Here is a 24,176-nt window from a genome sequence, read left to right as displayed (position 1 = left end):
TGTCTCGCCTATTCCGTATGTTGCACGGGCTCGACATGGTGCAGCACCACGGGCGGTACCCGCCGCACATACCAGAGGCCAATCAGCGCCACCACCGTCGCCACGATCAGGCCGATATGGATGGCACTCACCAGCACATGGCGCGCAGCTTCGAGCAGCGCCGCACCGTCGTGGCCGGCAGCATGCAACTGCGAAAGCAAGGCGGCTTGCGCGTCATGATCGATGAGAATTTCGGGATCGGCAAGCTGATGCAGCCACTGCGTCGCGCTGTCAGCGCGCAGTGCATTGGCCACGCCCGAGGCATAGCGCTCGCTCACCAGCGTGCCGACCAGCGCCGTGCCGACCATACCGCCCACCATGCGCAGCGATTGCAGCAGCGCGGTGGCAATGCCCAGATGCGCACGGCCGGCCGTCTGCTGAGCAAACACGGTCAGATTGGGCAGCACGAAACCGAGCCCCAGACCGGCCAGCAGCATCAGCAACGTCAGCACCGTATGCGGCATGCCCCGGGACGACAACGACATGCCGGCCACCGCCGCCGTCAGCAGCGCAAAGCCGGCATACAGCATGGCGTTGGGATTGGGAATGCGCGTGACGATGCGCCCGTTGATGATGCTGCCCAGCGTGATGCAGACCACCAGCGGCGTGATCACCAGGCCGGCTTCCTGCGGCGACATGCCAAACCCGCCCTGGAACAGCAACGGCGCATAGAACAGCACCGCAAACATCGAAAAACCCGACAGCAACGCCAGCATGAACAGCGCGGCCAGCGCCGGATTGCGCAGCATGTCGAACGGCAGCAGCGGCTGTTCCGCACGCTGCTCCCACCACCACAGCGCCACAAACGCTGCTGCCGACAGCACCAGCCAGCCGAACAACGCCGGCGTCAGCCCATGTCGCGGCAGCCATTCGACGAACAACTGCAACGCCCCCAGCGCCACGGTGATCAGCACCGCACCCTGCCAATCCAGCCGGATACGCCCGGTGTGCATGTTCTGACGCAGGTGCGGCAGGAAGCGCCAGGCAAACCACAGCCCCAGCACACCGAATGGGATGTTTACGTAAAACACCGACCGCCATCCGAATGCCTGCGTCATCCATCCGCCCAGCGTCGGGCCGATGGCGTTGGCAATACCGAAAGAGGCGCTGAGCATGACCTGCCAGCGCAAGCGCACGCGCGCATCGGGAAAGAGATCGGGAATGCATGCGTACGCCGTGCCGACCAGCATGCCGCCGCCAATGCCCTGCAGCGCCCGCGACCACACGAGAAACGTCATGCTGCCTGCCATGCCGCACATGACCGATGCCAGCGTGAACACCACGATGGAGGCAATCACGAACGGCTTGCGGCCGTAAAAGTCGCCCAGGCGCCCGAAGATCGGCACCGTTACCACGGAGGTCAACAGATACGACGTCGCCACCCATGCGTACAGCTCAAAACCCTTGAGTTCGGCCACCACGTCGGTAACGCAGTGCCGACCACGGTCTGATCGAAGGCGACCAGAACGACGACAAAGCAGATGCCGATCATCGCCAGGAGCGATTCCTTGAACGGCAGAACCTGGGTATGGGAGTGGGGAAGCGCGGTGTGAACGGCCATGGCGGAGGAGCGGCAATACAAATGATACATCAACGATTGATGTGTCAACGATATTATAGCGGGATCCGGGATGGCTTGCTGGATGGGCTGATTGGAGAAAATAAAGTCTTGTCGGAGGGGAATAAAGTCTGTCGAAGTGCGCTGAAAGCACCCAAATCGAGTTGACCCGGGCGGAAAAGCTGGGAAAGAGCCGACTTTGTCATCGAAGGTTGGCAGTAGGTTGCCGCAAGCCTACGGACCTCCAATTCCTCGCACAGCCGAGTTTTTGCGCGCACTCTCAGAGAAAAAAACTTGAGGGACTTCTTAAAACGCGTGCTTAACCCCCGCCATAACGCCGAGTTGATTGCCACCAGGCGCCGGGTTGCTCGTCCCTCCACTCCCACCGGCGCTCACCGACAGATTCGACTGTCCGCTGTTATCGATGTACCCGCCGGTGAGATACACCGACGTCCGCTTCGAGAATGCGTAGGTGCCCCGGATGGCGCCCAGCCATGCCTTGTTGGCGCTGTTGTTGAAGTGCAAGTAGTAGACCTGCCCTGCAAGGTTGAATGCCGGTGTGATGTCGTAGGAGGCACCTGCGTAGTACAACTGGCTGTGTGATGGCGCGCCACCTTCGTTGTTGCGGAACGAAGCGCCGATGCCCACCTTTGTCTTGTCGAATAAGGCGTAAGCTCCGAGGAGCAGCCGATCGTCCTTGAGTTTGCTACTGCTGAGGCCGGCCGCTGCGCCGGGGCCGCCTCGCAGCGAGTCGTACGCGGTTGAGATGCCCCAGCTGCCGGTTTCGTACATCAGCAAGGCAGACCATTCGCGGCACGCGCGGCTGTCCGATGCCAGTTCGCCGGCGCAGTTCGTGCCGGCTGGATTCGTGCCTGCGTTGACTGTGTCGCGGCCAAAGCTATACGTGGCGCCCACGGTGAACCCGCCCAACTTGCCCTTGTAAGCGATGGCATTGTCGGCTCGCGCATTCGGGCGATAGCTGTCCAACGCGTTACCGCCATAGACGTTGGGCCCAAGGATGTCCGAGTCGAGAATCGCCCAGAACAGCATGGTGTTCTGCCGACCGAACGTCACCTCCCCCCACGGCCCGCTGAGCCCCACGTTTGCTTGCCGGCCGAACAGCCGTCCGCCCTGATTCGAGACGCCAGAGTCAGGCGCAAAACCCGATTCAAGCGTAAAGACGGCATGCAGACCGCCGCCCAGGTCTTCTTTGCCGCGCACGCCCCACCGCGACGGCACGGTGCCTGTGAGGTTCGGCATGCGCACCAGCCCGCTCTTCGTGGTCCCAACGTTATTGACGTATTCAACGCCGGTATCGATCAGGCCGTAGAGCGTGACGGACTGTGCAGCGGCCATCATCGGGGTGGCGGCACCGATACTCATGCCGATCAGCCAGGACGTGGTTTTCATGGTGAGGTCTCCTCTGTGTTGTACCCGCGCGTGACACCGCGCCGGGTTTTGTCTGTTTTTTTTGGGATGTACGCCGCCGAGAGGCGGTCGCACGTGGCGACCCCTCTTGGGGCAATGCAGGATGGAAGGTAGAGGGATGGCGCGCGGTGGCGCCGTGATGCCTAGGGCGAGATGTCTTCGAGCGCTCGATTGGTGGTCTCGATCATGCGCATGGCCGCCAGCAGGCCGATGACGTTCACCAGCGCAAACATGACAAACACCGAGGCGATGCCGTAGCCGGCAAGAACCACACCGACGATGGCGGGCGCAGCAGCCGATGCGGCACGCAACCATGACGTCGCCAGCCCTGTGCCGATGGCGCGCATGCGGGTTGGATAGATTTCAGGCGTGTACAGATACAGCAGTACGGTGGTCGTCCCCATCACAGCGTAGGCAGAAGACGCCAGGATCATCACGGACAGCGCACTGCCGGCACCGATCGCTGCCAATGCCGCCAGCAAGGCGCCACTGATCAGGAAGCACGCCATGGCCCAGCGCCGACGACCGACGCGATCCACCAGCAGCGCGCACACCAGCACGGCGCAGGTGCTAAGGACGTTCGACACCGACGCCATATGCAGAGACTCTTGCAGGGGCAAGTGATACACAGTCTTGTACAGGCTCGGAAGCCAGTTATTGATGCCGTTGGCGACAAAGTAGGAACTGGCCCACAGCAACCACACGACAAGCGTCCGCCCCCGGTACAGCGGCGAGAACAATTCCTTCCACGAGCCCTTGCGACGTGCGCGGATGCCATCGAGCAGCGTGGCGACTCGCGTGTCGATTTCGGTGCTGTCGCGTTGCGGGTCGAGATTGCGTCGGGGCGTGCTGGCTTCAATGTCCCGGATCACGTGTTCGGCTTCGTCAAAGCGGCCCTTGGATATGAGCCAGCGCGGAGACTCGGGCAAGCGCATGATCAGCAGCGCCACGAGAATGCCAGGAATGCCACCGACCAGAAACATGTATTCCCAGCCAAAGCGCGGCACCAGGAACGCGCCAACCTGAGCCGCCGCCAGCAGCCCCAGCGGAAAGATCAGTTCGTACAGGATGAAGAACCGTCCGCGCCCGTGCGCTTGCGACAGTTCGTTGATGTAGGTCGCCGCCACTGGCACTTCACCACCGACGCCGATGCCCTGCAGGAACCGGCACAGGAACAGCATCTGAAAGTTACCGGCAAACGCGCACACCACGCTCATGACGGACATCAGGCCGACAGTAATGGTGGCGCTCCGCACCCGGCCCAGACGCTCGGCCAGCCAGCCGAACAGCAGCGCGCCGACCACCTGGCCAAGATAACCGGCGGCAATCAACACGCCGATTTCGCTCGGTGAGAGATGCCACAGTCCCACGAGCACCGGCATGACGAAGGCCAGCGAGAGCGCGTCAAACGCGTCGAACAGCGTGGCGCTGCCCATGATGATGCGGGCCTTCGTGTGCCAGCGACTAAAGGGGACGTTCTCGATACGAAAGAGGAGCTGTGCGGCGCGCGAGCCGGAATCGGCTGAGGCGGTGTGCGCGGTCTCCTGCACGCCGTGGTGTGCCAAGGCGGGCGTGGTGATGGTCATGTTGTCTCCAGATGTCATTGTTCTGATGCGAGGCCACGGGTTGCGTCCTGCATCGATGATCTTGTTGTTCTGGTGGCAGCCGTTGGTCGGCTGTGGCGCCGGGCGTGGCGCTTTGATAGCGCTTGTATCACGCCCGGACAGGTGCTGCTTTTGGTGTGCACACGCCGACAACGCGGCAGCGCATACCGTGTGCCACGCCTTCAAGGCGTTGGCCTTGGCCTGCTTGCCTTACGCGGCAAGAGGCTGCGCCACTCCGGCACCCGGCCCAGTCAGCCCGGCCGAGCGCATGGCGTTGGCAATGTCGATCTCCGCCCCGGGTTCGAGCGGCAGCAGCGGAGAACGCACGGTGGCGTGCTCGAGAATGCCCCGGGCGACGAGCGCGTGCTTCAGCGCGACGGTGCCTTCCATGTGCGAGCCACGGTGGTAGACGTTCTTCGTGATCGGCAACAGCTTGTCGTGAAGGGCACGCGCGCGCGAGTAGTCCTTCGCCTTGCCGGCCGCGATCAGTTCGATCAGCAGTTCGGGCGCGATGTTGCCGTATCCAACCAGTGCGCCATCCACGTCGAACATGGTGTGCAGCAGGTATTCATCGTGACAGGTCAGGATCTGAAGGTCGGGATTCTCGCGGCGGATCACGGGAATTTCGGTATCCCAGCGGCGCATGTTGCGTACGCCGTTCTTCATGGCGAACACGCCCGGCTGCGCGGCAATCTCAAGCTGCGTCTCCAGGTTGTACGTCGCCTTGGTCACGTCCGGATACTGGAAGAGGATCAGCGGCAGGCCACTTTCCTCGTAGATGGCGCGATAGCGGTCCTGCGGTGCGCCTTTTTGGTAACCGAAGCGCAACCAGCCGTGCGACGGATAGACGAGACCAGCCGAGGCACCGGCCTTGACGGCACGCTTGGCCTCAGCCGCGGCCACCTGCGTGCCCTCAAGCGTGATGCCGGCGATAACGGGGAGCTTGCCGTCGACCGACTTCACGAAACTCTCGATCACGGCGGTTTGCTCTTCCTGGGACAGGAAGGTGCCTTCCCCGGCGTGCCCGAGCACAACCAGGCCTTTCACACCGTCAAAGCTGCCGAGCCACTTGCCCAGGCGTTGAATGGCCGCGTGGTCGACAGCGCCATCACGGGTGAACGGGGTCACGGGGGCGGGTACGAGGCCGCGCAGATCAATGTCTTTCATGGAGTCTCCTCACGAGTGGATCGATAGGTCTTCCCTGGGCGGCGTCATGCCGGTGCCCGGGGAGCGCTCGTCGCCGGCGAAGCGTTGGAACGCCTGGGTGGTCAACGTGCTTGCGATGCAGTCTAGGGAGGCACAAGGCATGCCGGAAGAATGAATTCCGGCATTTCAGATATACTGAATTGACATATCAAGACCGTGGGGACACCGTGGATTACGCGGGCTGGAAACTGTTCATCGAGGCTGCCGAGCTTGGTAGCCTGAGCAAAGTGGCATTGGCGCACGGCACCACGCAACCCCATATCAGCAGGCAGATTGCCGAGTTGGAGCACGCAGCCGGTGGCCGGCTATTTCAGCGGACGGGTCGCGGCGTTGTGCTGACGGAGTTGGGTCAGCGCATCGCACCGAAGGTGCGGGCATGGCTGGCGGGCACGGAGCAGTTGGCCAACGACATTCAAAGTTCCGCCGGCAAACCAATCGGGACCGTACGCCTGGGCATCATTCCCTCTACGGCGCATCCTTTGGTCAGCACGCTGTACTACCGTTTGCGCGAGCGCTATCCCCTCGTGCAACTCAGCGTGCGAGAAGGTCAAGGCGCGCAGTTGGAAACCTGGCTGGAAGAAGGCAGCGTCGATCTTGCCCTGTTGTTCCGGCACAGCCCGACACCCAAGCACGGGGACATCTATCTCACCGAAGCCGCGACATACCTGGTTGGCAGACCCGGCGATCCGCTTCTGGCCGAGCCCACGGTGCCGTTTGCAGCCGTGAACGATCTACCGCTGGTTTCGTTCTGCCGGCCCAGCAGTTGGCGGGATTGGCTCGACCACCTCGCGACCCAGCGCGGTATCTCTCTGAACGTCGTGGTGGAAGCGGATTCCCTCAGCCTGCAGACGCGCATCGTCGAGGATGGCGGCATGTATGCACTGCTGGGTCCATATGCCATTGCAAACGCCGTGCGCGAAGGACGGCTGCAAGCGGCCAAGGTTGTGGATCCGACGGTTTATCGGTATATCGCGCTGGCGATGTCACGGCATGGTGACCTGACGCTTGCCAGCCGCACGGTGATGCAACTTATCAAAGAGATCGCCCAAACGGGAACCGCGGTTTCCGAGCACGAGTGATAAGACGCTCTCGCTCCAGCGGCCAACTCTTTCGGCGTCCGCTACTGACCGCCGCAAACATCGAAGGGCGAGGGTAGATTGCCGTCCACATATAGAGACCGTACCGTTGAACCCGTGAGCATTGCAGCGCGTTTGCTCCGACCCGTTTTGATGTGAGGCCACGGGTTCCGTCCTGCATTGAAAGCTGCTGGACGGCGCGAGCAGGGCGACCGGGGCGTCGACGACAAGGCCATCGCGTTCCACGGCAAGAAGACAGACCTACAACTGCCTTCGGGAGCGCCCGGCGACTTTGATGACTTCAGCGTGCCCTGGGAGTCTAGTCAGCGACGGCGTCTGCGCGGCGCTGCATGATGTAGGAAAAAGGATCAATACAGGAACTTCACCCCAAATCTGCACGGTTGCCCCTAAGCTCGCCCGTACCCTTTCCCGTCCAACGTTTCAGCGCTCGTCGGAAATTAGCCGTGTCGGTGAACCCGACTAGCATTGCGACGTCGTCTGTACTCAGTTTCGTTGTCTTCAGATACTCGAGAGCAAGTGAGCATCTGACGTCGTCAATAATGGCGACAAACGAAGTCCCTTCAACCTCAAGTTTTCGCCTCAGTGTGCGCGTCGTCATCTTGAGCGCATCTGCGATGCTTTCCATATCGGGAAACACGCCAGGCTTGCTCATGAGCAAACGATAGACCTCACCCGAGACACCCGATGACGTCTTTGCTTGCCCGATGAGTCTGTCGCATGTCTCCTGGATCAGCGCCGCGGAATGTCGGTGAGCGAGATGAGGCTGAATTTCCAGGACTGAACTATCGTAGATAAGCTGACATTCGTCGGCATCGAACTCACACGGGCATCCTAGGTACTCGGGATAGACAGCGGCATATTCAGGGGCTGGATATGCGAATCGAGCGAGCATCGGAGGACAGCTTCGACCAGCCACATCCTGAAGGTGCGTCACGTGCTGCGTGTACTGCTGCTCAAGCAGAAACTGCTGCACCTCGTGTGGGAGGTTCGAGGAGAATGCGTCTGGAAAAGTCCACACCGAACTATCGGCGCGTTCCGTCCACTCGATCGTAAGGGTCGGCGTTGCGAGCCGATGATATTTGACGCCCAGTCGAAAATAGTCTCGTAGCGAAAGACACGACATCAACGCGTAGCCGTACATCCCATATGCCGCGAGATGAAGACGCGCCCCCGTTTTGAACGGCGTGCTTGGGTCGGACGACAGCGCGATAGCATTCCTGCAAACGGCCGCATATTGTCGGACAGATGTCAGCACGGATGCGTCGTAAATCTGATCGGCGGACACGCCGCTGCCTTTTAGACTGTCCTCGGGTGCAATCCCTTGCTCCGCCAACACTTCTACCAGCGCCGCGATCTTATAAGGCGCATAAATCCGTTCGTTCATCAGCGGAAAGGTAGACAACACAACGCCTCCCTTGATGTCCTTTAAGGACATCAGCTTGTCCGATAAAGACCTTCCATGGTCACCGGCATCTTACTACCATCAGTGACACAACTGACAGGTCCATATCAAGGCGTGGGGCCTGAACATATATCGGAGACCAGCATGTCCACCCTCTCTCGTGGGCCCCTTTCGACTAGGCCTCGTTTTCGGACCTCAGAGTCACGAATACGAGCGCGCCAACGCTGAGTGTCAGCTTCCAAGCCGCAGTTAGTCGCTGCGCACACTGTTTGCCAGCCAACCACATTGGCACCCTGCCGACAGTTCTTAACGTCATTGGCCAGATTCGTACGTATGCCATTGCTGGCGACGTGCACGTAGCCCCATAGACAGGATATGGAAATGAGCAACTCCAGCAACAAGGTCATCATCACATGCGCTATCACCGGTTCTGCGCACGTGCCTTCTATGTCGGAATATCTGCCCTTGACGCCCCAGGAGATCAAGGTTCAAGCACTCGAGGCAGCGCAAGCTGGCGCAGCGATCCTTCACCTTCATGCCCGCAATCCAGAAGACGGTCGTCCAACGCCGTCGCCTGATGTTTTTAGCCAGTTCGTGCCTGCAATCGCTGCCGAAACCGACGCCGTCATCAACATCTCGACGGGCGGTAGCACGCGCATGACGCTAGACGAACGGCTGGCGTACGCCCGTGTTGCCAAACCGGAGATGTGTTCGTTAAACATGGGTTCCATGAATTTCTCACTCCATCCAATCGCAGCGAAGATGTCTTCCTGGCGATTCGATTGGGAAAAGGAATACGTCACAGGTATGGAGGACATGATTTTTCGGAACACTTTCCGGGACATCAAGAATATTCTGACCGAATTCCATGAGTATGGAACCCGGTTTGAATTCGAGTGTTATGACGTCGGCCACTTATACAACTTAGCGTACTTCATTGACATCGGCCTAATTAAGCCACCGTTCTTTATCCAGTCTGTCCTCGGCATTCTTGGCGGGATTGGCCCTGACCCCGAAAACCTCGCCATCATGCGTTCCACCGCTGACCGGCTCTTCGGACGCGAGAACTATCAGTTTTCCATCCTTGGCGCCGGACGTCATCAGATGTCGCTGGTCACCATGGGCGCAATCATGGGGGGAAACGTCCGCGTTGGACTGGAAGACAGTGTGTATCTGTCGCGTGGCGTCAAAGCGAAATCAAACTCTGAGCAGGTCGGCAAGATTCGGCGAATCCTCGAAGATCTGTCTTTCGAAATTGCGACACCCGCGGAAGCTCGACAAATGCTAGGTTTGAAAGGCCGAAACAAAGTCTCTTTTTAAATCAGTGATCGGCTTACGACCGACCACAAGTCTAAGCAACTTATTTCAGAACGCCTCCATATCGGTGTAGCTGTCTACGCCGAACATAAGAAAGGAGGCGAGCGATGTATTCTTTGGAGACGCCATGAATACCGTAACCGTGGACCGCAGCCCGGAAGACGTGCATCGCCTTGCAACGCGCAAGGTAATGTGGAGGCTCATCCCACTGATGTGCCTCATCTATTTCCTGTCCTTCATCGACCGAACAAACGTGGCGCTGGCAAAGACTGCTCTGGCAGCAGATCTCGGCATCAGCGCCGCAGCGTATGGACTTGGTGCTGGCATCTTCTTTATCAGCTATGCCCTGCTGGAAGTTCCCAGCAATCTCGCCGCGCATCGCATGGGGCCCCGCCTGTGGATAGCAAGAATCGCGGTCACGTGGGGAACACTATCGACTGCAATGATGTTCGTGCGGGGCGAGTGGTCGTTTTACGTCCTTCGCGTACTGTTAGGCGCCGCTGAGGCCGGGCTTTTCCCTGCCCTTATGTACATGGTGACGCTGTGGTTTGCGCCTAAAGACCGCGCCGTTGCGGTTGGCTGGATCTACACAGCCCCGTCTATCGCGCTCATTATCGGGAATCCTCTGGGCGCCGGCCTGATGGAGTTCGCTGGCATCGGCGGCCTTCGCGGCTGGCAATGGATGTTTCTACTGGAAGGTCTCCCCACTATTGCGCTAGGCGTCATCCTGTTCTTTAAGCTTCCGAACCGCCCATCTGAAGTGGCCTGGCTATCGGAAAAAGAGGCTGAGGCGCTCGAAACTCACGCGGTAATAGACACTCACGGCCACGCTGAATTAACTACCTCAGACTGGCTCGCATCGCTGAAGCGGCCTACGACGGTCCTTATCGCTCTCATCTACTTCCTGAACCAAGTAGCGTTCGTCGGCCTGTACTTCTTTACCCCTTCAATCGTCGCACAGATGCACGTGAGCTCGCCGATTGTCACAGGCATATTGTCGAGTAGCGTCGGGATTGGGTTTCTCGTCGGTGTCTTGACGCTCCCGCGCATTCATCGACGTGTGAACAATGAATGTGGCTTCCTTGGCATCTTGACTGCAGGAGTTGTCGTAAGCGCGTGCACGTTCATCGCAACCGGCAATCAAGCGGCTCAGCTTACGCTCCTTGGCATCACAGGCTTCTTTGCCGGCGGCGTTCTGCCCTCGTACTGGGCTATCGCGATGAAGCGACTGCAAGGTGTGCAAGCAGCTGCCGGCCTCGCTTTCATTAACACCATCGGCTTGTTGGGCGGGTTCGTTGGACCATACCTCTTCGGTTTGGCAGAGACGATGACTGGAAAAAGCGCTTCGGGGTTCAGCGTTATTGTGTTTGCTTCCGTACTGGGCCTGCTGCTGGTGCCACTGCTGGCCAGGGCAATCGGCCAAGCGCAGCGTCCGATCACGGCCAGACTGGAAACAGCACAGAGGTAATGCGTCGTTCCGATGTGTTCAGGCATACGGTGGAGACAAATGAACCCAATCAGTGGTTTTACAGTCGACGTCACTTCTATTCGGACAGTAGGTCAACAGCTGCAACGTCCGGAGTGCATATTGGCGCAGCACGACGGCTCGCTTCTGGCAGCAGATGCCCGCGGCGGCGTCATGCACATCAAAACTTCCGGTGAACAGCAGCTAATCCTGCCGGCGAGTGCAGGGGCGCCTCTGACGGGTGATGGGTTGACAAGAGGCTCTCTGCCGAACGGCCTGGCTTTGGATCCAGAAGGCAACGTGGTCATTGCCAACATTGGGACAGACCGCGTGGAGCTACTCACGCGCACAGGAGAACTTCGTGTTCTGCTCGACGAGATTGATGGCTCGCCGCTGGGGAAGGTCAACTTCGTCTTGCGAGATAGCAAAGACCGTCTTTGGATTACCGTCTCAACACGCGTGAGTCCTTGGCCGGATGCCATCCGCTGCAACCTTGCGGACGGATATGTTGTACTCATTGACGATCGGGGCGCTCGCATTGTCGCTGACGGTCTCGCTTTCACGAATGAAATTCGATTCGACGCCAAAGAAGAGTTCCTGTATGTGGCCGAGACGACAGCGAAAAGGGTGAGCCGCTTTCGCGTTCTCGACAATGGCGAACTAGGTCCAAGGCAGACATATGGACCAAGTTCCTTGGGACCGGGCCTCATTGACGGCCTCGCGTTCGACGCGTACGGAAATCTTTGGTGCGCAATGATCTTCGCTGACCGCCTCGTCGCGATCCTTCCTACGGGCGAAGTACATACGATATTAGAGGATGGCAACAAGGAGGCGACCGCCGCCTTTGAAGCCGCCTTCTCAACTGGCGAGATCGTCCCCATGGGCATCATCGAGAAGACGGGTGGAAAGATTGCGCCATGGATCACCAGCGTGACTTTTGGCGGCCCAGATCTCAGAACCGTTTTTTTGGGTAGCCTCAAACACGATTCAATCCCTTGTTTTCGCTCTCCCGTTGCGGGCCTGCCAATGGCGCATTGGTGAGTCTAGAAGGGGCTCCTTCAGTGAATGGAAATCTCCTCTTTGATACAAATGAACATCTTTGAACTCTTGAAACCCCAGCCAGGATTGCGGGTTCTGATCTCCGGTGGAGCGGCTGGCATCGGCGCGGCGATAGCCGAGGCCTTTGCCCAAGCTGAGGCGACAGTGTATGTCTGCGATGTTGATCCGTCCGCGATCGCGAAAACGCGAGAGCGAAACCCCAAGTTTCACACGGGCGTTGTCGATGTCAGTAATCGCGACCAAGTTGACGCCATCATGGACGATGTCAGCTCGGAACTCGGTGGACTCGACATCCTCGTGAACAATGCGGGTATCGCTGGTCCGACCGGAGACATCGCCTTCATACGACCGGACGAGTGGGAACGAACCATCGCGACCAACCTCAACAGTCAGTACTACTTTCTTCGTAAGGCTGTACCGTTGTTGAAAGCAACATCTACTTCCCCATCAATCATCGCTATGTCGTCGGTTGCCGGACGGCTGGGATACGCGTTTCGGACACCGTACGCGTCTGCGAAATGGGCCATCGTGGGACTCGTGAAGTCTTTGGCGATTGAACTGGGCCCAAGCAACATCCGCGTCAATGCCATCTTGCCAGGGGTCGTTCAGGGGGAGCGGATTGACCGCGTGATTGCGGCAAGGGCCGAAGCGACCGGCGTGTCTTTCGACGAGATGAAAGCACAATATCTTGCCAAAATCTCTCTCCGCCGCATGGTGACCGCAGACGACATTGCAGCTATGACGCTCTTTCTGGCGTCGCCGGCGGCTCATAACATTTCAGGACAAGCCATCAGCGTTGATGGCAATGTCGAGTATCTCTAAGTGTCAGCATACGGCTTCACATATGCGCTGGCGTTGCCTCTCACTGCGCCGGCGTCAGTTGAATTGAGTGCTCTAAAGCGGATCATGGCGCTTTTGTCCCAAAATGACATCATTGAGTCCGAAAGTGACCTTACTTTAAGGCGCATGCAACCCTATTATTAAAATCGATATGCTCCGCGCCACCGCTCAGATTCGCCATGGCGGTATTAATCGTCGCAAAGCGTACTCATGTAAGGCGATATTGCCCGTTGACAACGATCCTTGTTCGCGCCGCAGATGAGAGCGGCAGAATTTTTGGGGTATTCAAAGACGCCGGTCAAGGTCACACAATCTATTTCGAAGGACGCAGATAAAATGAAACTAGGTGGTAAGGTCGCGGTAATTACGGGCGCCGGGCAGGGAATTGGCGCGGCAACGGCGCTCAAGTTTGCTCAGGAGGGCGCAACGGTTGCCATATGCGACCTCAACGCAGAAGCGGTAGCCTCGGTCGTAGAGGCATGCCGCAATGTCGGTGCTACCGCTGTGGGGTTTTCTGTCAACGTTGCCCACCGCGAAGCCGTCGAGGAGATGGTCACGGCGGTGCGCGAGCAGTTCGGTCGAATCGACGTGCTCGTCAACAACGCCGGCATCACGCGAGACGCTCGTCTTCAGAACATGACGCTCGAGCAGTTTGACCAAGTCATTGATGTGAACCTGCGCGGCGTATTCCATACCGCGCAGGCTGTAATTGACTGTATGGTTGAGCAAAAATCCGGTGTGTTGTTGAATGCAAGTTCGGTTGTCGGGATCTACGGCAATTACGGGCAGACAAACTACGCTGCGGCCAAGTTCGGCGTTATTGGATTCACCAAAACTTGGAGCCGGGAACTCGGCCCCAAAGGCATTCGGGTCAACGCTGTCGCCCCTGGCTTCATCGACACCCCTATCCTCTCTACAGTACCGGATGACGTGCTGGAGAAGATGCGCAGCCAAGTTCCGTTGCGTCGATTAGGCAAGCCCGAGGAAATTGCGAACATCTATGCTTTTCTCGCCAGCGATGAAGCTAGCTATATCAACGGTGCCGTCATCGAGGCATCCGGAGGCATGACGCTCTAGCCAGTTTCTGTGCGAGCGCGGCCGCGCTCATGCAAGGGATCGGCCGCATAGTAATTCCGCAGGCAGACTGCAAGCCTCGGCCGCGCCCGCTGGCCGCACAATAGCTCCTAAGCTTTATCGTCGCGCTCTTGCCTGTTGAGTGATAGCTCCTTCGCCGCCTGCTGGAGCAACACGCGAGCGTCATCCAGCGATGGCCCAGCATGCTTGTCGATGCGACGAATATACGGTGACGTCAATACCGCCAAGGCATACCCGTCCGGCCCCAGGACTGGGAACGAAATATCGACCACGCCAAAGGATTGGCGGCTTTCGCACTGTTTGTAGCCCACGGCACGAATGCCCTGCAGTGTTTCATCGAACTGGTCAGCAGGAATAGGCTCCTCGCCTTCCACGGGGATGTGCTCACCGAGCATCTGCGCACGGCGTTCATCGCTCTGGCAGGCCAGGAGCACATGGCCGGACGCGGTGTCGAGCAGGCTCACGCGCGCACCCAGGCGGATCGACAAGCCCCACGGACCCGGACCTGGCACCTGCGCGATCACCAGCACGTTGCCGCGGTCGACCATGCCCAGGTGGCAGGACTGTTCCGCCCGCCGAGCATAGGCGTCCATCACGGGAAGCGCTTGCGTGACCAGGCGATTGACGGGCGGATGTCGATGCGCCAGGGCAAACATCTTCAAACTCAGCGCGTGGCGGTCCCCACCGGCGGACCGCGTCACGTACTGCCGGGCAACGAGCCGCTCCAGCATGCGATAGATCTCGTTGGCACTGCGGCCGAGCGCCTTGACGATCTCGGCGCGCGTCAGGCCATCCGGATACTCGGACAGCAACTCGAGGATATCGAGGCCCTTGTCGAGCGCCGGCGCGCGATAGCGGTCGGCGCCCGCCTCAGCGGAAGAGATGGTGATTGGGTCCATAGGGGGACAAATCTTAAGGTGACGCTGGCCCAAGCACAAATGGCCAAGGACTGCACGCGGATTCAGTAGGGCAAATCCCTAGAGGGCGTTTCTTGACGCTCGTCGACTCAAATATAAATACTATATTCACTGATGGGCGTCGAGAGAGGCAAGGCGCGCGTCGGACATCGATGCAATTCACAAACTTGCACGCCGGAGACAATCCTATGGCAGCTTCTCGCAGTTCGACCGCTATCGGCGGCCGCCGCCCCGTCATTGAGCCATCCCGCTCGGTTCCACGTTTCTTCAATGTCGCCAAGCGCACAACCGACGCTGCACAGCGTTGGCCGGCGCCTGTTTCGGCCTCCAGGTGATGGACGAAGCCGAGATGCGCGCCACATCTTTCTGCTGACCTCTCTGTACAGCCGGCCGTAAGGCCATACGCCGTCGATGGCAAAGAGGCCATCGAGGCTGGCGAGCGCCCCCTGCAGCAGCAACTTCAACAGGTCCATATCGGGCACCTGATGGCCCCCTTGCGTGCCCAAAAAACCGCACAGACAGCGGTTGGATGACCGACCACCCATGGCTGCGCGACATGAAGGAGACATCTGAATGACGATCAAGTACGACCCGCACCGCCGTGCGCTTCTCAAGTTGGGCGGCGCCATCGCGGCGACTCCCCTGCTCCATGCCTGCGGCGGAGACGGCGAAGCCGAATCGGCGAGGCCAGAGAGCACAGCATTGCGCCCGACCGCTCTATCACAGGGCGTTACGCAAGGCACGACAGCCGCACAACCGCTGGGACGAAGCCTTTGGTATGGCAGTGCGGCAACGGACTGGCAGTCCGAAGCCTTGCCTATTGGAAATGCGCGCCTGGGCGCCATGCTGTTCGGAGGCCCGTTGTCCGAGCGCATCCAATTCAACGAGCAAAGCCTGTGGGGCGGGATCAACAACTACGACAATGCCTCGGCTGGCCAGAACGACGAAGCCTTCGACACCAGCGTGACTGGCTTCGGCAGTTATCGTTCGTTCGGAAACGTTGTGCTCGACTTCGTCCCCCGCGCTACGGTGACCGGCTGGTCCGCGCAGGGCAGCAGTAGCGCTGCCGAAGGCGTGGCGCAAAGCGTCGACGGAAACACCGGCACCAAATGGTGCATCGATGGCCCTGGCAACCTTGTGACCTGGCAGGCCGAGTTGTCGACACCGACTGCGGTGGCGACCTATTCGCTCACGAGCGCTAACGACGTACCCGAGCGCGACCCGCAGCAATGGACGCTGAGCGGATCCAATGACGGTTCAAGCTGGGTGACGTTGGACTCGCGCACGCTCGATGCGCCGTTCTCGGGCCGATTTCTGACGCGGTCATTCAACTTCACCAATAACACGGCCTACCGGTTCTATCGCTTCAGCTTCGTACCGAGGGCCGGCGTTAGCCACTTCCAGGTAGCGGAAATCGGGTTGGCCGGCGTGAGCCTGGCTGAGCCGCGTGCGCTGTATCTGTCGTCGCCGACCGGACAAGCCGCGGGCAGCAGCACGGGTGGAGAGGATCTGCTCAAGACGTCGGACCAATCGCCCGATACCAAGTGGTGCATCGAGCAACCGGGTTCTTGGTCATGTGGCAGGCGCGTTTGCCGCGCCCGGCCGCGATCAACTCGTACACATTGACCAGCGCCAACGATGTACCGGAACGCGATCCGCAGCAATGGACACTGTCGGGCTCGAACGACGGCATCAGCTGGACCACGCTGGACTCGCGCGCGCCGAATGCGCCTTTTGCGAGCCGCAAGCTCGCGCAAACGTTCAGCTTTCAAAACACCACCGCCTACAGCTTTTACCGATTCACCTTTACGCCCAAGGCTGGGGTCAGCCACTTCCAGGTGGCGGAAATCGCGCTGACGGGTGACGGTTTTACGACGGCTTCGTGTACCGCAGTCTCGGAATATCGCCGCGCCCTCGACTTAGGGAGCGCAATTCATACCACCACCTTCGGCATCGGCAATCTTCAGATCACGCGAGAAGCCTTCGCCAGCAAGATCGATGACGTGATGGTGTTCCGCTACGTCGCCAGCGGCATGCAAGGTCTCTCCGGACGGATCAATCTGACGTCTGATCAAGGCGCCAGTACGAGCGCGGATGCGAACACGGGGCGGCTGACGTTTTCCGGGACGATGGCCAACGCACTCAAGTACGCATGCGGCATTCAGGTTATCGCAACCGGGGGACAACTCTCTGCGGTGGGCGGCGCACTGGCGTTCAGTGGTTGCACGGGCCTTCTGCTCATTCTCGATGCGCGCACCAACTACAAAATGGATTACGCGTCGGGGTGGCGCGGCGGCGATCCTCTGCCGGCCGTTTCAACCGCGCTGGCCGCAGCCGCGGCGAAGAGCTACGGCGCACTGCATGACGCGCACGTCACCGATTTCAGCGCGATGGTCTCCACCGCCTCTGTCAACTGGGGGAACACCGATCCTGCAACGGCGGCTCTGCCGACCGACCAGCGAAGGGCCGCCTATGCCGTCGGGGCTGCAGACCCATCGCTGGAGCAGACCATGTTCGATTACAGCCGTTACCTGCTCGTCAGCTCGTCGCGGCCGAGTGGACTGCCGGCGAACCTCCAGGGGCTGTGGAATCAGGACAACCAACCTGCATGGGCGAGCGACTACCACACCAACATCAACATACAGATGAACTACTGGGGAGCCGAGAGCACCAACCTGCCCGCCTGCCATCTGCCGCTCGTCAACTTCATCGCCCAGGTTGCCGGGCCCAGCCGCGCCGCATCAAAGGCGGCGCTGGGTGCGAACCGCGGTTGGACAGCAAGAACCAGTCAAAGCATCTACGGCGGGAACGGTTGGGAGTGGAACACGGTCGCCAGCGCCTGGTATGCCCAACACTTGTACGAGCACTTCGCATTCACGCAGGACATCGACTACCTGCGGAACATCGCGTATCCGCTCATCAAGGAAATTTGCCAGTTCTGGGAAGACCGCCTGAAGAGACTGCCCAACGGGACGCTGGTATCGCCGAACGGATGGTCGCCCGAACACGGACCGCGCGAAGACGGGGTGATGTACGACCAGCAGATCATTTGGGATCTGTTCCAGAACTATCAGGATGCCGCTGCCAAGCTAAACGTCGATTCGGCCTACCGAGCGACCGTCGCACAAATGCAAGCGGACCTGGCGCCGAACAAGATCGGCAGTTGGGGCCAGTTGCAGGAATGGCAAACCGACCGTGACGATCCGGCCGACATTCACCGTCATACATCCCACCTCTTCGCGGTATATCCGGGACGCCAAATCAGCCCGTCCAAAACACCTGCGTTCGCTGCAGCCGCGCTTGTCTCGCTGAAGGCCCGTTGCGGTGAGCCACCCGGGAGCAACATCACGTTCACGGCGGGAACGGTGTCGGGCGACAGCCGACGCTCATGGACGTGGCCTTGGCGCTGCGCTCTGTTTGCGCGACTCGGAGACGCCGAGCGCGCCCAGACCATGCTCAGAGGCCTGTTGACTTACAACACGCTATCGAACTTGTTTTGCAATCATCCGCCCTTCCAGATCGACGGCAACCTTGGCATCAGCGGTGCAGTGACCGAAATGCTGCTGCAAAGCCACGAGGGGAAGATCGTGCTGCTGCCAGCGTGCCCGGCCGCATGGAAATCCGCCGGCCGATTCACTGGCCTGCGGGCGCGCGGCGGATATCGGGTGGACTGCGAATGGAGCAACGGGCAAGTCGTCTCGTACAACATCGTGGCCGACAAGGCGCCAAATAAGCAGCCGGTGATCGTCCGCGTCAACGGTCAGGACACCTCCGTCACGCCCAGTTGAGTGATGCCCCTGAGAAACGGCGTCGACTGGCGCCTGAGCGACCCGGTTCTCAGGGACGCCCCATGCGGCCGCGGCTAGTTGAAATGGATGGCCGGCTCAATTAAAAATGCATCCAAGGACCACTGGCGCGATGCCCGCCCCGTTCTCTACCCGGCAGCATGACGACCCTCTGCACAGATGATGTCCGCGCGCTACTGCACGTTGCTACAGAACTGCAGCAGGCGTCTGCACATAGCTTTGTGCACCGCCCGGAGCTCGTCGCAGCGCTGGGCGCGCTTCTACATGTGGACGTTGTCGGGCACCTGGTCTGGCGTGACGAGGGACGCGTGCTGGTGGAGCCCGGCGGCTGGGGGCGGGACGCCAGCATGCATGCGGAATACCGGAACCACTTCCAGGCCGTCGACCCAATCTCACCTTTGCTGCGGGGCTGCCCAGGGCCATTGATTGTGGAAAGTCTGGTAGACGCCCGTGCGCTGGGGCGCACAGAGTACTTTGCTGATTTTCTGACGCGCCATCGGACGTATCCCGGCATCAGCATGTCTGTGGAAGATGGCACCGGCATGCTGCTCGACTACAGGTTCGGCACCAGCGATCCAAAAAAACGCTTTGGCGTGCGCGAGCAAACGCTGCTTCAGTTGCTCCAGCCGTATCTGTTGAACGCGCATCGACTGCGCCAAGCGAGCCGCCCGCAAGGCAATGCCGCCTCAGAAAGCAACCCGCGTTTTGTGCTGAAGCCCGCGCGGCCCCCGGAGCCGAATCGCCGGGCACGCGCGCTGCTCGCAAGTCTGGGAAGAGAAAGGCGAGATGCGCTGTGCGGCCTGCTATCCCTGATCGGTGCAGGGGTCTCGACCCATATGACGTGGAGCGGCTTCGTGCTCTGTGTCGAACGTTGGACGGATGGCGCGAGCCTGATCCCGGGATGCACCACCGTGCACCTCCTGGCGGACACCGTTGGTTCGGCTGCGTGGTTTGTCCAGTACTTCGACATGACCTGGCGAGAAGCTGAAGTCAGCCATCTGATCTTGCAGGGCATGTCTGACAAGCAGATCGCCATGGCGCTGAAGATCAGCTATTGGACAGTGAGAATCTACGTGGCGAAGATCTTCGACAAACTCGGGATCGAATCGAGATCGGCCATCGGACAAGTAGTGGTTCGGATTCAGTCAACGGATCCTATACCTGAGCGCCGCAATGCTCCGGACTGCGGATTGGGCGGCGCCGACGTGTAGCGCAAGCCCTGCAAATGGTCTTATCACCACCTGACGGACTGTGCTGACGTCGGCCCCACGGAGCTGCACTCAGCTCACGCCTTCAGCGGGCTCAGTGGCAGCCCATGCAGGCAGCCGAGCCCCAGATGTCGCCGCCCGAAGACGATTGCATATCCGAAGCGCCGCCCCCTTGCTGACTGGCCATGTCGGCGGCCTGAGCGTACGACGCTTGCGCAAAGATGGTGCTGGTCAAAGCAAGCACCAAGCAGCAGATCACGTTCTTCATGATTTTTCCTGTTTAAGGCATCGAACAAAATAAGATAACGTCTGCCAGACCCGATGAAACCGCCATACGGGAACAACCCTTAGGCACAATCGGTCTGGCTCAAATAGGTTAATTCGGCGCAATTTTATTAATAACGACAACGGCGAAAAGATGCAGCCGAACCCGAAAAATATGGCCCACGCCACAATCAGACCGTCGACCAATTAATTTTCACGCACAAAACAAGCGGTATTTCAGCGCTACGAACCGGAATTTCGCGCCTGTCTTAATATATTCGGAAATCTTGCCCGCACCTTCGGAAACCTGGATTAAATTCCTACCTGGCCAGCCAATTATTCGGTCACTTGATTTATTTAACCAGGATTTAACATGAGCATTTTTAGCAAAATTTCGAACGCACTCGCCGGCCACCACGTTTCCCACCCGCCGAAGATTGCAGGCGGCCCCGACAAGCTTCCGAATCAAAACTTCGAGAATGCAACGCACAAGATGGATGCATTCTTCTCAAACCTCGCCCATAAGATCAAGTCGACGGCTGACGATATTGCCGGCAGCGCAAAAGTACAGAAGCACTAAGACCTTCTCTGTACTTTTTTAATGGCCGAGGGGCGCCCGCAAACTTGAAAAGCGACCGTGCGTCGCCTCGCCATCTTTATTCTGAGAAAGACAAAGGACGATTGAAGCTCGGTAGCAGCTTTGAGCAATGTCGACTGCCCACTCGTCCGCCGCATAGCATCGCCATAACTGAAGCGTCGCAGTTAATTAGGACCGCAAAACAAGGGCGTAAAGCAGTCGGAGTACGCTGAACACACGCTCAAAGGCGGGATCATCCGCCCATGCCGGCACGATGTGGTCTGCCGCCGCGCGCTTATGGCGTGGTGCGCCAGGAGATGGACTCCTTTGGATTGGCGCACCGCACGTTCTCAGCGCCATCAGACGATGGCGCTGGCCGCTCAGTAGTTGTAAAGCATACCCCTGCCCGACATGATCACGCGGCCGTAGACAGTGGTGTCGGCCACGATCCGGGATACGCCGCCGTATCGGTGCGCGTCGTCATCAATGCGGAGCCAGTTCGCCCCCTTGTCGTCGGAGCGGTACACGGCGTCTTTGCCGTTGACCGTTCCCACGAGATAAACGGCTGCCGAATACGTGGCGCCCGTTGCAGGCACACCCAGGGCGACCTTGATGGCGCCGTGCACGTTGGTGGGTTCTGCGCCCACCGTTGCCATACCGGCGAGCTTCGTCCATGTGAGCCCGGAATCGACGGAATGCCAGAGGTTGTTGGCGTCGGCCAGCCAGAGGTCTCCTTCGGCAAAGGGGTTGACCGCCAAGTCCGTCACATTGAAGCCATTGGGCGCCCACGTTTGCGAACTGGCGCTGAAGGTGTGCCCACCGTCGGATGAGTAGTAGAACTTGCCGGAGTTGGACGGATACCACCAGTTGCCGCCATGCTCGTAAGCGTAGACTTTGCGCGGGTTCTTGCGGTCAGCCGCCATGTGATATGCGACAGCGGGAGCCGGCAGATTAGTTGCGGTCCATGTGGCGCCGCTGTCGGTGGTGTAGTACGGCACTGCACCAGCAATTGCCCAGATCACGTTGGCGCCATCCGCCGTGACCACCACGCTGGATTGATCACCCGAGTGGGTGGCTGCCACCGGAGGCACGCTCGCAAAGCTCGTCCAGCTGGCGCCGGCGTCGGTCGAATAGGCCCCCTTAGAGGTACCGAATGTTCCGACTGCGGCGATGTAGGCCGGATTGTTCCAGGCCATGTCGATACCGGTTCCGTTGCCGCCACGGCCAAGAGCCGGCGACGCACCGAGATTGGGTGATCGCGTCGCCGCCGCTGTCAGCGACGTGTGGACGTAGAGGCCGGTATCCCCTTGCCCACTGGCGAGTACGTAGGATGCACCAGGCGGCGGCGCCACCATCGCGAGGTTGATCATCTCCTCGATCCCGTTGACGTCGAAGCTCCAGTGCGGTGTTGACGAGGAGAACGCATCGCGCGTCGACCACACGCCGCCGCCCGTCACATAAGACACATGATCGGGATTGAAGGGATCGATCTGGAGATCGTCCGTCCAGCCCCAATACTCGGGCGACGAAGCACCTGTCGTGCCGGTTGCGTCATGGAAGTTGTGAGTTCCATTCAGATCGCCTGACCGGCCCAACTCCGACCACGTCTGTCCGCCATCGGCCGAGCGCATGGCAACCTGCACCCAGGCTGCGTCGCCCCATGTGCCCGAAACGCCAAACGCGATCTTTGTAGTCGCACCGCTGCCCTGCACCGAAACGCCACCGATACCACCGAAGTACTGACCCTCGCCGGAGGCGATGAGCTTTGTCCACGTCGTGCCGCCGTCAAACTTGTAAAGGAGCGATGGCGCACCGCTGCCCGGGCCCGGCCCAGTCGTGAACGGAACGTACAGCATGCCGTCAGCTGCGCGGGCCAGATGCGGAATGTGGAGCTGGTTGCTCGCAATGGCGCTGGTGACTGCAGTGGGCAGCGAAACGCCCGACCACGTTGATCCGCCATCGGTCGATTTGTAGAGGTACGAGCCCAGTCCCGCCAGGCCCTTGTAGTCCGGCGCCACACCCACGTAGATCGTTGAGGTCGCGTTGCCCGTCGGCGTAAAGCCTGTGGTCGGAACGGTGGCGTCCAGCACGACAAACTCGACGCCAATGGGGCTGCCCTGGTTGGCGTTGGCGATATCGGTTGAGCTCATCACGTAAGACGACAGCGAGCCGACCTGGCTCCAGTGCATGCCGGCATCCGTGCTCTTCCAGAGCCCCGCAGTGCGGGACCCATAGAACATGGTCGAAGGCCGGTTCGGGTCAACCACCAGCCGTTCGCCAATCGCCCGGCCCTGGTTGTTCGAGCCCACGGGAAACGGCAGCGTGACGTAGCTCCACGTGTTGCCCTGATTGGACGAGTAGTAGAAACGCCCGTTTCCGGATGAGGTGTACATGCCCGTTGTCATGTAGACGGCATTGGCATTCGACGGATTGACCGCCAGGCTTTCAACACCCACGTAGCCGCCATCAAGGCGGCTGAAGCCGTCTGTCATTGCGGTCCAGCTGCCGGCAGCGTTGTCCCAGCGGTAGGCTCCGGCCACGTCTGTTCGCGCATAGCGCAGGTTGGCCACGGTCGGGTGGTAGACCACTCCGGGCACGTAGCCGCCGCCGCCCATCTTGACGTTGGCCCAACCGGTGGACGGAGCCACAGCGGGCGTCGGGCCAGAGGTGCTGCCCCCGCCCGAAGACGTGCCGCCAGAACCATCCGTTGGCGTAGGGGTTGGCATTGCACCCGTACCTGGCGAGGTTGATGTCGTGCCCGTAGAGAGCGCGGTTGTTGTGGCATCACTGCCGCCACCCCCGCACGCAGCGAGCAGCAAGGCGGCGGACACGGTTACGAAGAATTGCTTGCTTGTCAGCAACATGGTGGTTTTCACGATAAAGAGAGGCAAGCGCAGCCCGCGAGTGAGTGTCGCGCCTTGCGATAACACGCAAGGCGACGGAGCGCTCCGCCCCTAGCGAGTCACTGCGCTGTCTGGACAGCGCTCAGCGCGCCGCAGTTGATTCGGAGTCTGGGGATGGCCCGTTAAGTCAAAGCGTCGTTCATGAGGCCCGCCCTGAAGACCCTCGTTCGGATCGTGAAGTGGCTGCGCCAATCGTTTGCTCCGCAGCCCGCCAGCGGTGCTGGTGGTCCGTGTTTGTTGCTCATACACCCTCCCAACTTCTTGTTGTCGTCAAATCTGCGGCACTGACACAGGAGCCTGCCCCCCACGGAAGTGGGGTGCCGCGTTTGCACGTGTCGTATCCCACGCCACCTTTGTGCGTGTCAAGAAGCCGACGAGCATGCTGAGATTA

General features: G+C 59.9%; 18 protein-coding genes and 1 pseudogene. 11 read left to right on the top strand and 8 right to left on the bottom strand.

Translation table 11 applies throughout. The features are described 5' to 3' along the window. Positions 1-8 precede the first annotated feature (8 nt). The 4 genes and pseudogenes from FUT88_RS11690 to FUT88_RS11675 all read right to left on the bottom strand — a co-directional run bounded on the left by FUT88_RS11690 (position 9) and on the right by FUT88_RS11675 (position 5,796). Positions 9-1,600: pseudogene (locus tag FUT88_RS11690) on the bottom strand (MFS transporter). A 303-nt stretch (positions 1,601-1,903) separates the two neighbouring features. Further along, positions 1,904-3,007 (bottom strand): porin, encoded by a 1,104-nt coding sequence (locus FUT88_RS11685; RefSeq protein WP_147215241.1) that lies wholly within the window; start codon positions 3,005-3,007, stop codon positions 1,904-1,906. A gap of 161 nt (positions 3,008-3,168) precedes the next feature. After that, the gene (locus tag FUT88_RS11680) at positions 3,169-4,611 is read right to left on the bottom strand and encodes an MFS transporter (protein ID WP_147215239.1); all 1,443 of its coding nucleotides are present in this window, start codon (positions 4,609-4,611) and stop codon (positions 3,169-3,171) included. Between the two features lie 228 nt (positions 4,612-4,839). After that, positions 4,840-5,796 carry a dihydrodipicolinate synthase family protein gene (locus FUT88_RS11675; RefSeq protein ID WP_147215237.1) on the bottom strand — a complete coding sequence of 319 codons (957 nt, stop codon included), beginning with the start codon at positions 5,794-5,796 and terminating at the stop codon, positions 4,840-4,842. On the opposite strand from FUT88_RS11675, the gene FUT88_RS26170 reads away from it, so the two are divergent. Then, entirely contained in the window at positions 5,795-5,950 is a 156-nt protein-coding gene (locus FUT88_RS26170; protein ID WP_186829289.1) for a hypothetical protein, read from the top strand. The two genes, FUT88_RS11675 and FUT88_RS26170, sit on opposite strands and share 2 nt — an antisense overlap. A gap of 52 nt (positions 5,951-6,002) precedes the next feature. Further along, positions 6,003-6,914, top strand: a complete 912-nt coding sequence (locus FUT88_RS11670) for a LysR family transcriptional regulator (protein ID WP_147215235.1) — start codon at positions 6,003-6,005, stop codon at positions 6,912-6,914. Positions 6,915-7,293: 379 nt separating this feature from the next. On the opposite strand, the gene FUT88_RS11665 is transcribed toward FUT88_RS11670, so the two are convergent. Then, the gene (locus FUT88_RS11665) at positions 7,294-8,337 is read right to left on the bottom strand and encodes an AraC family transcriptional regulator (protein WP_147215280.1); all 1,044 of its coding nucleotides are present in this window, start codon (positions 8,335-8,337) and stop codon (positions 7,294-7,296) included. A 378-nt stretch (positions 8,338-8,715) separates the two neighbouring features. Between FUT88_RS11665 and FUT88_RS11660 the strand changes: the two genes are divergently transcribed. The 5 genes from FUT88_RS11660 (at position 8,716) to fabG (ending at position 14,092) form a co-directional block, all read left to right on the top strand. Next, on the top strand, positions 8,716-9,654 hold the full coding sequence (locus FUT88_RS11660; protein ID WP_147215233.1) for a 3-keto-5-aminohexanoate cleavage protein: 939 nt from the start codon (positions 8,716-8,718) through the stop codon (positions 9,652-9,654). Positions 9,655-9,778: 124 nt separating this feature from the next. After that, entirely contained in the window at positions 9,779-11,119 is a 1,341-nt protein-coding gene (locus FUT88_RS11655; protein ID WP_147215231.1) for an MFS transporter, read from the top strand. A gap of 39 nt (positions 11,120-11,158) precedes the next feature. Next, positions 11,159-12,157, top strand: coding sequence for an SMP-30/gluconolactonase/LRE family protein (locus FUT88_RS11650; RefSeq protein ID WP_147215229.1), 999 nt, complete (start codon positions 11,159-11,161; stop codon positions 12,155-12,157). A 48-nt stretch (positions 12,158-12,205) separates the two neighbouring features. Further along, the gene (locus FUT88_RS11645; RefSeq protein ID WP_147215278.1) at positions 12,206-12,997 is read left to right on the top strand and encodes an SDR family oxidoreductase; all 792 of its coding nucleotides are present in this window, start codon (positions 12,206-12,208) and stop codon (positions 12,995-12,997) included. A 354-nt stretch (positions 12,998-13,351) separates the two neighbouring features. After that, positions 13,352-14,092 carry a 3-oxoacyl-ACP reductase FabG gene (gene fabG, locus FUT88_RS11640; RefSeq protein ID WP_147215276.1) on the top strand — a complete coding sequence of 247 codons (741 nt, stop codon included), beginning with the start codon at positions 13,352-13,354 and terminating at the stop codon, positions 14,090-14,092. 107 nt (positions 14,093-14,199) lie between these two features. Here the strand turns inward: fabG and FUT88_RS11635 are convergent, their stop codons facing one another. Next, positions 14,200-15,009 carry an IclR family transcriptional regulator gene (locus tag FUT88_RS11635; protein WP_147215228.1) on the bottom strand — a complete coding sequence of 270 codons (810 nt, stop codon included), beginning with the start codon at positions 15,007-15,009 and terminating at the stop codon, positions 14,200-14,202. 591 nt (positions 15,010-15,600) lie between these two features. Here FUT88_RS11635 and FUT88_RS26415 point away from each other — a divergent pair. The 3 genes from FUT88_RS26415 to FUT88_RS11625 all read left to right on the top strand — a co-directional run bounded on the left by FUT88_RS26415 (position 15,601) and on the right by FUT88_RS11625 (position 20,044). Continuing rightward, a complete protein-coding gene (locus FUT88_RS26415; protein WP_261797119.1) occupies positions 15,601-16,653 on the top strand; it encodes a glycoside hydrolase N-terminal domain-containing protein in 1,053 nt (350 codons plus the stop codon). After that, positions 16,650-18,815, top strand: a complete 2,166-nt coding sequence (locus FUT88_RS11630; RefSeq protein WP_222614261.1) for a glycosyl hydrolase family 95 catalytic domain-containing protein — start codon at positions 16,650-16,652, stop codon at positions 18,813-18,815. Before FUT88_RS26415 ends, FUT88_RS11630 begins: the two co-directional genes overlap by 4 nt. 158 nt (positions 18,816-18,973) lie before the next feature. Next, on the top strand, positions 18,974-20,044 hold the full coding sequence (locus FUT88_RS11625) for a helix-turn-helix transcriptional regulator (protein WP_147215226.1): 1,071 nt from the start codon (positions 18,974-18,976) through the stop codon (positions 20,042-20,044). Between the two features lie 91 nt (positions 20,045-20,135). On the opposite strand, the gene FUT88_RS26165 is transcribed toward FUT88_RS11625, so the two are convergent. Then, a complete protein-coding gene (locus tag FUT88_RS26165; protein WP_186829288.1) occupies positions 20,136-20,309 on the bottom strand; it encodes a hypothetical protein in 174 nt (57 codons plus the stop codon). 369 nt (positions 20,310-20,678) lie between these two features. Here FUT88_RS26165 and FUT88_RS11620 point away from each other — a divergent pair, with 369 nt between their 5' ends. Then, positions 20,679-20,885: a hypothetical protein gene (locus tag FUT88_RS11620; protein ID WP_147215224.1), complete on the top strand. Its 207-nt coding sequence runs from the start codon at positions 20,679-20,681 to the stop codon at positions 20,883-20,885. A gap of 377 nt (positions 20,886-21,262) precedes the next feature. Here FUT88_RS11620 and FUT88_RS11615 read toward each other — a convergent pair whose 3' ends face one another. Then, a complete protein-coding gene (locus FUT88_RS11615) occupies positions 21,263-23,530 on the bottom strand; it encodes a WD40/YVTN/BNR-like repeat-containing protein (RefSeq protein WP_261797118.1) in 2,268 nt (755 codons plus the stop codon). Positions 23,531-24,176: the final 646 nt, after the last annotated feature.

It is taken from the genome of Ralstonia sp. TCR112 (assembly GCF_007997035.1).
Lineage (GTDB): Bacteria > Pseudomonadota > Gammaproteobacteria > Burkholderiales > Burkholderiaceae > Ralstonia > Ralstonia edaphi.
This window is presented reverse-complemented; position numbering and strand designations above follow the sequence as displayed.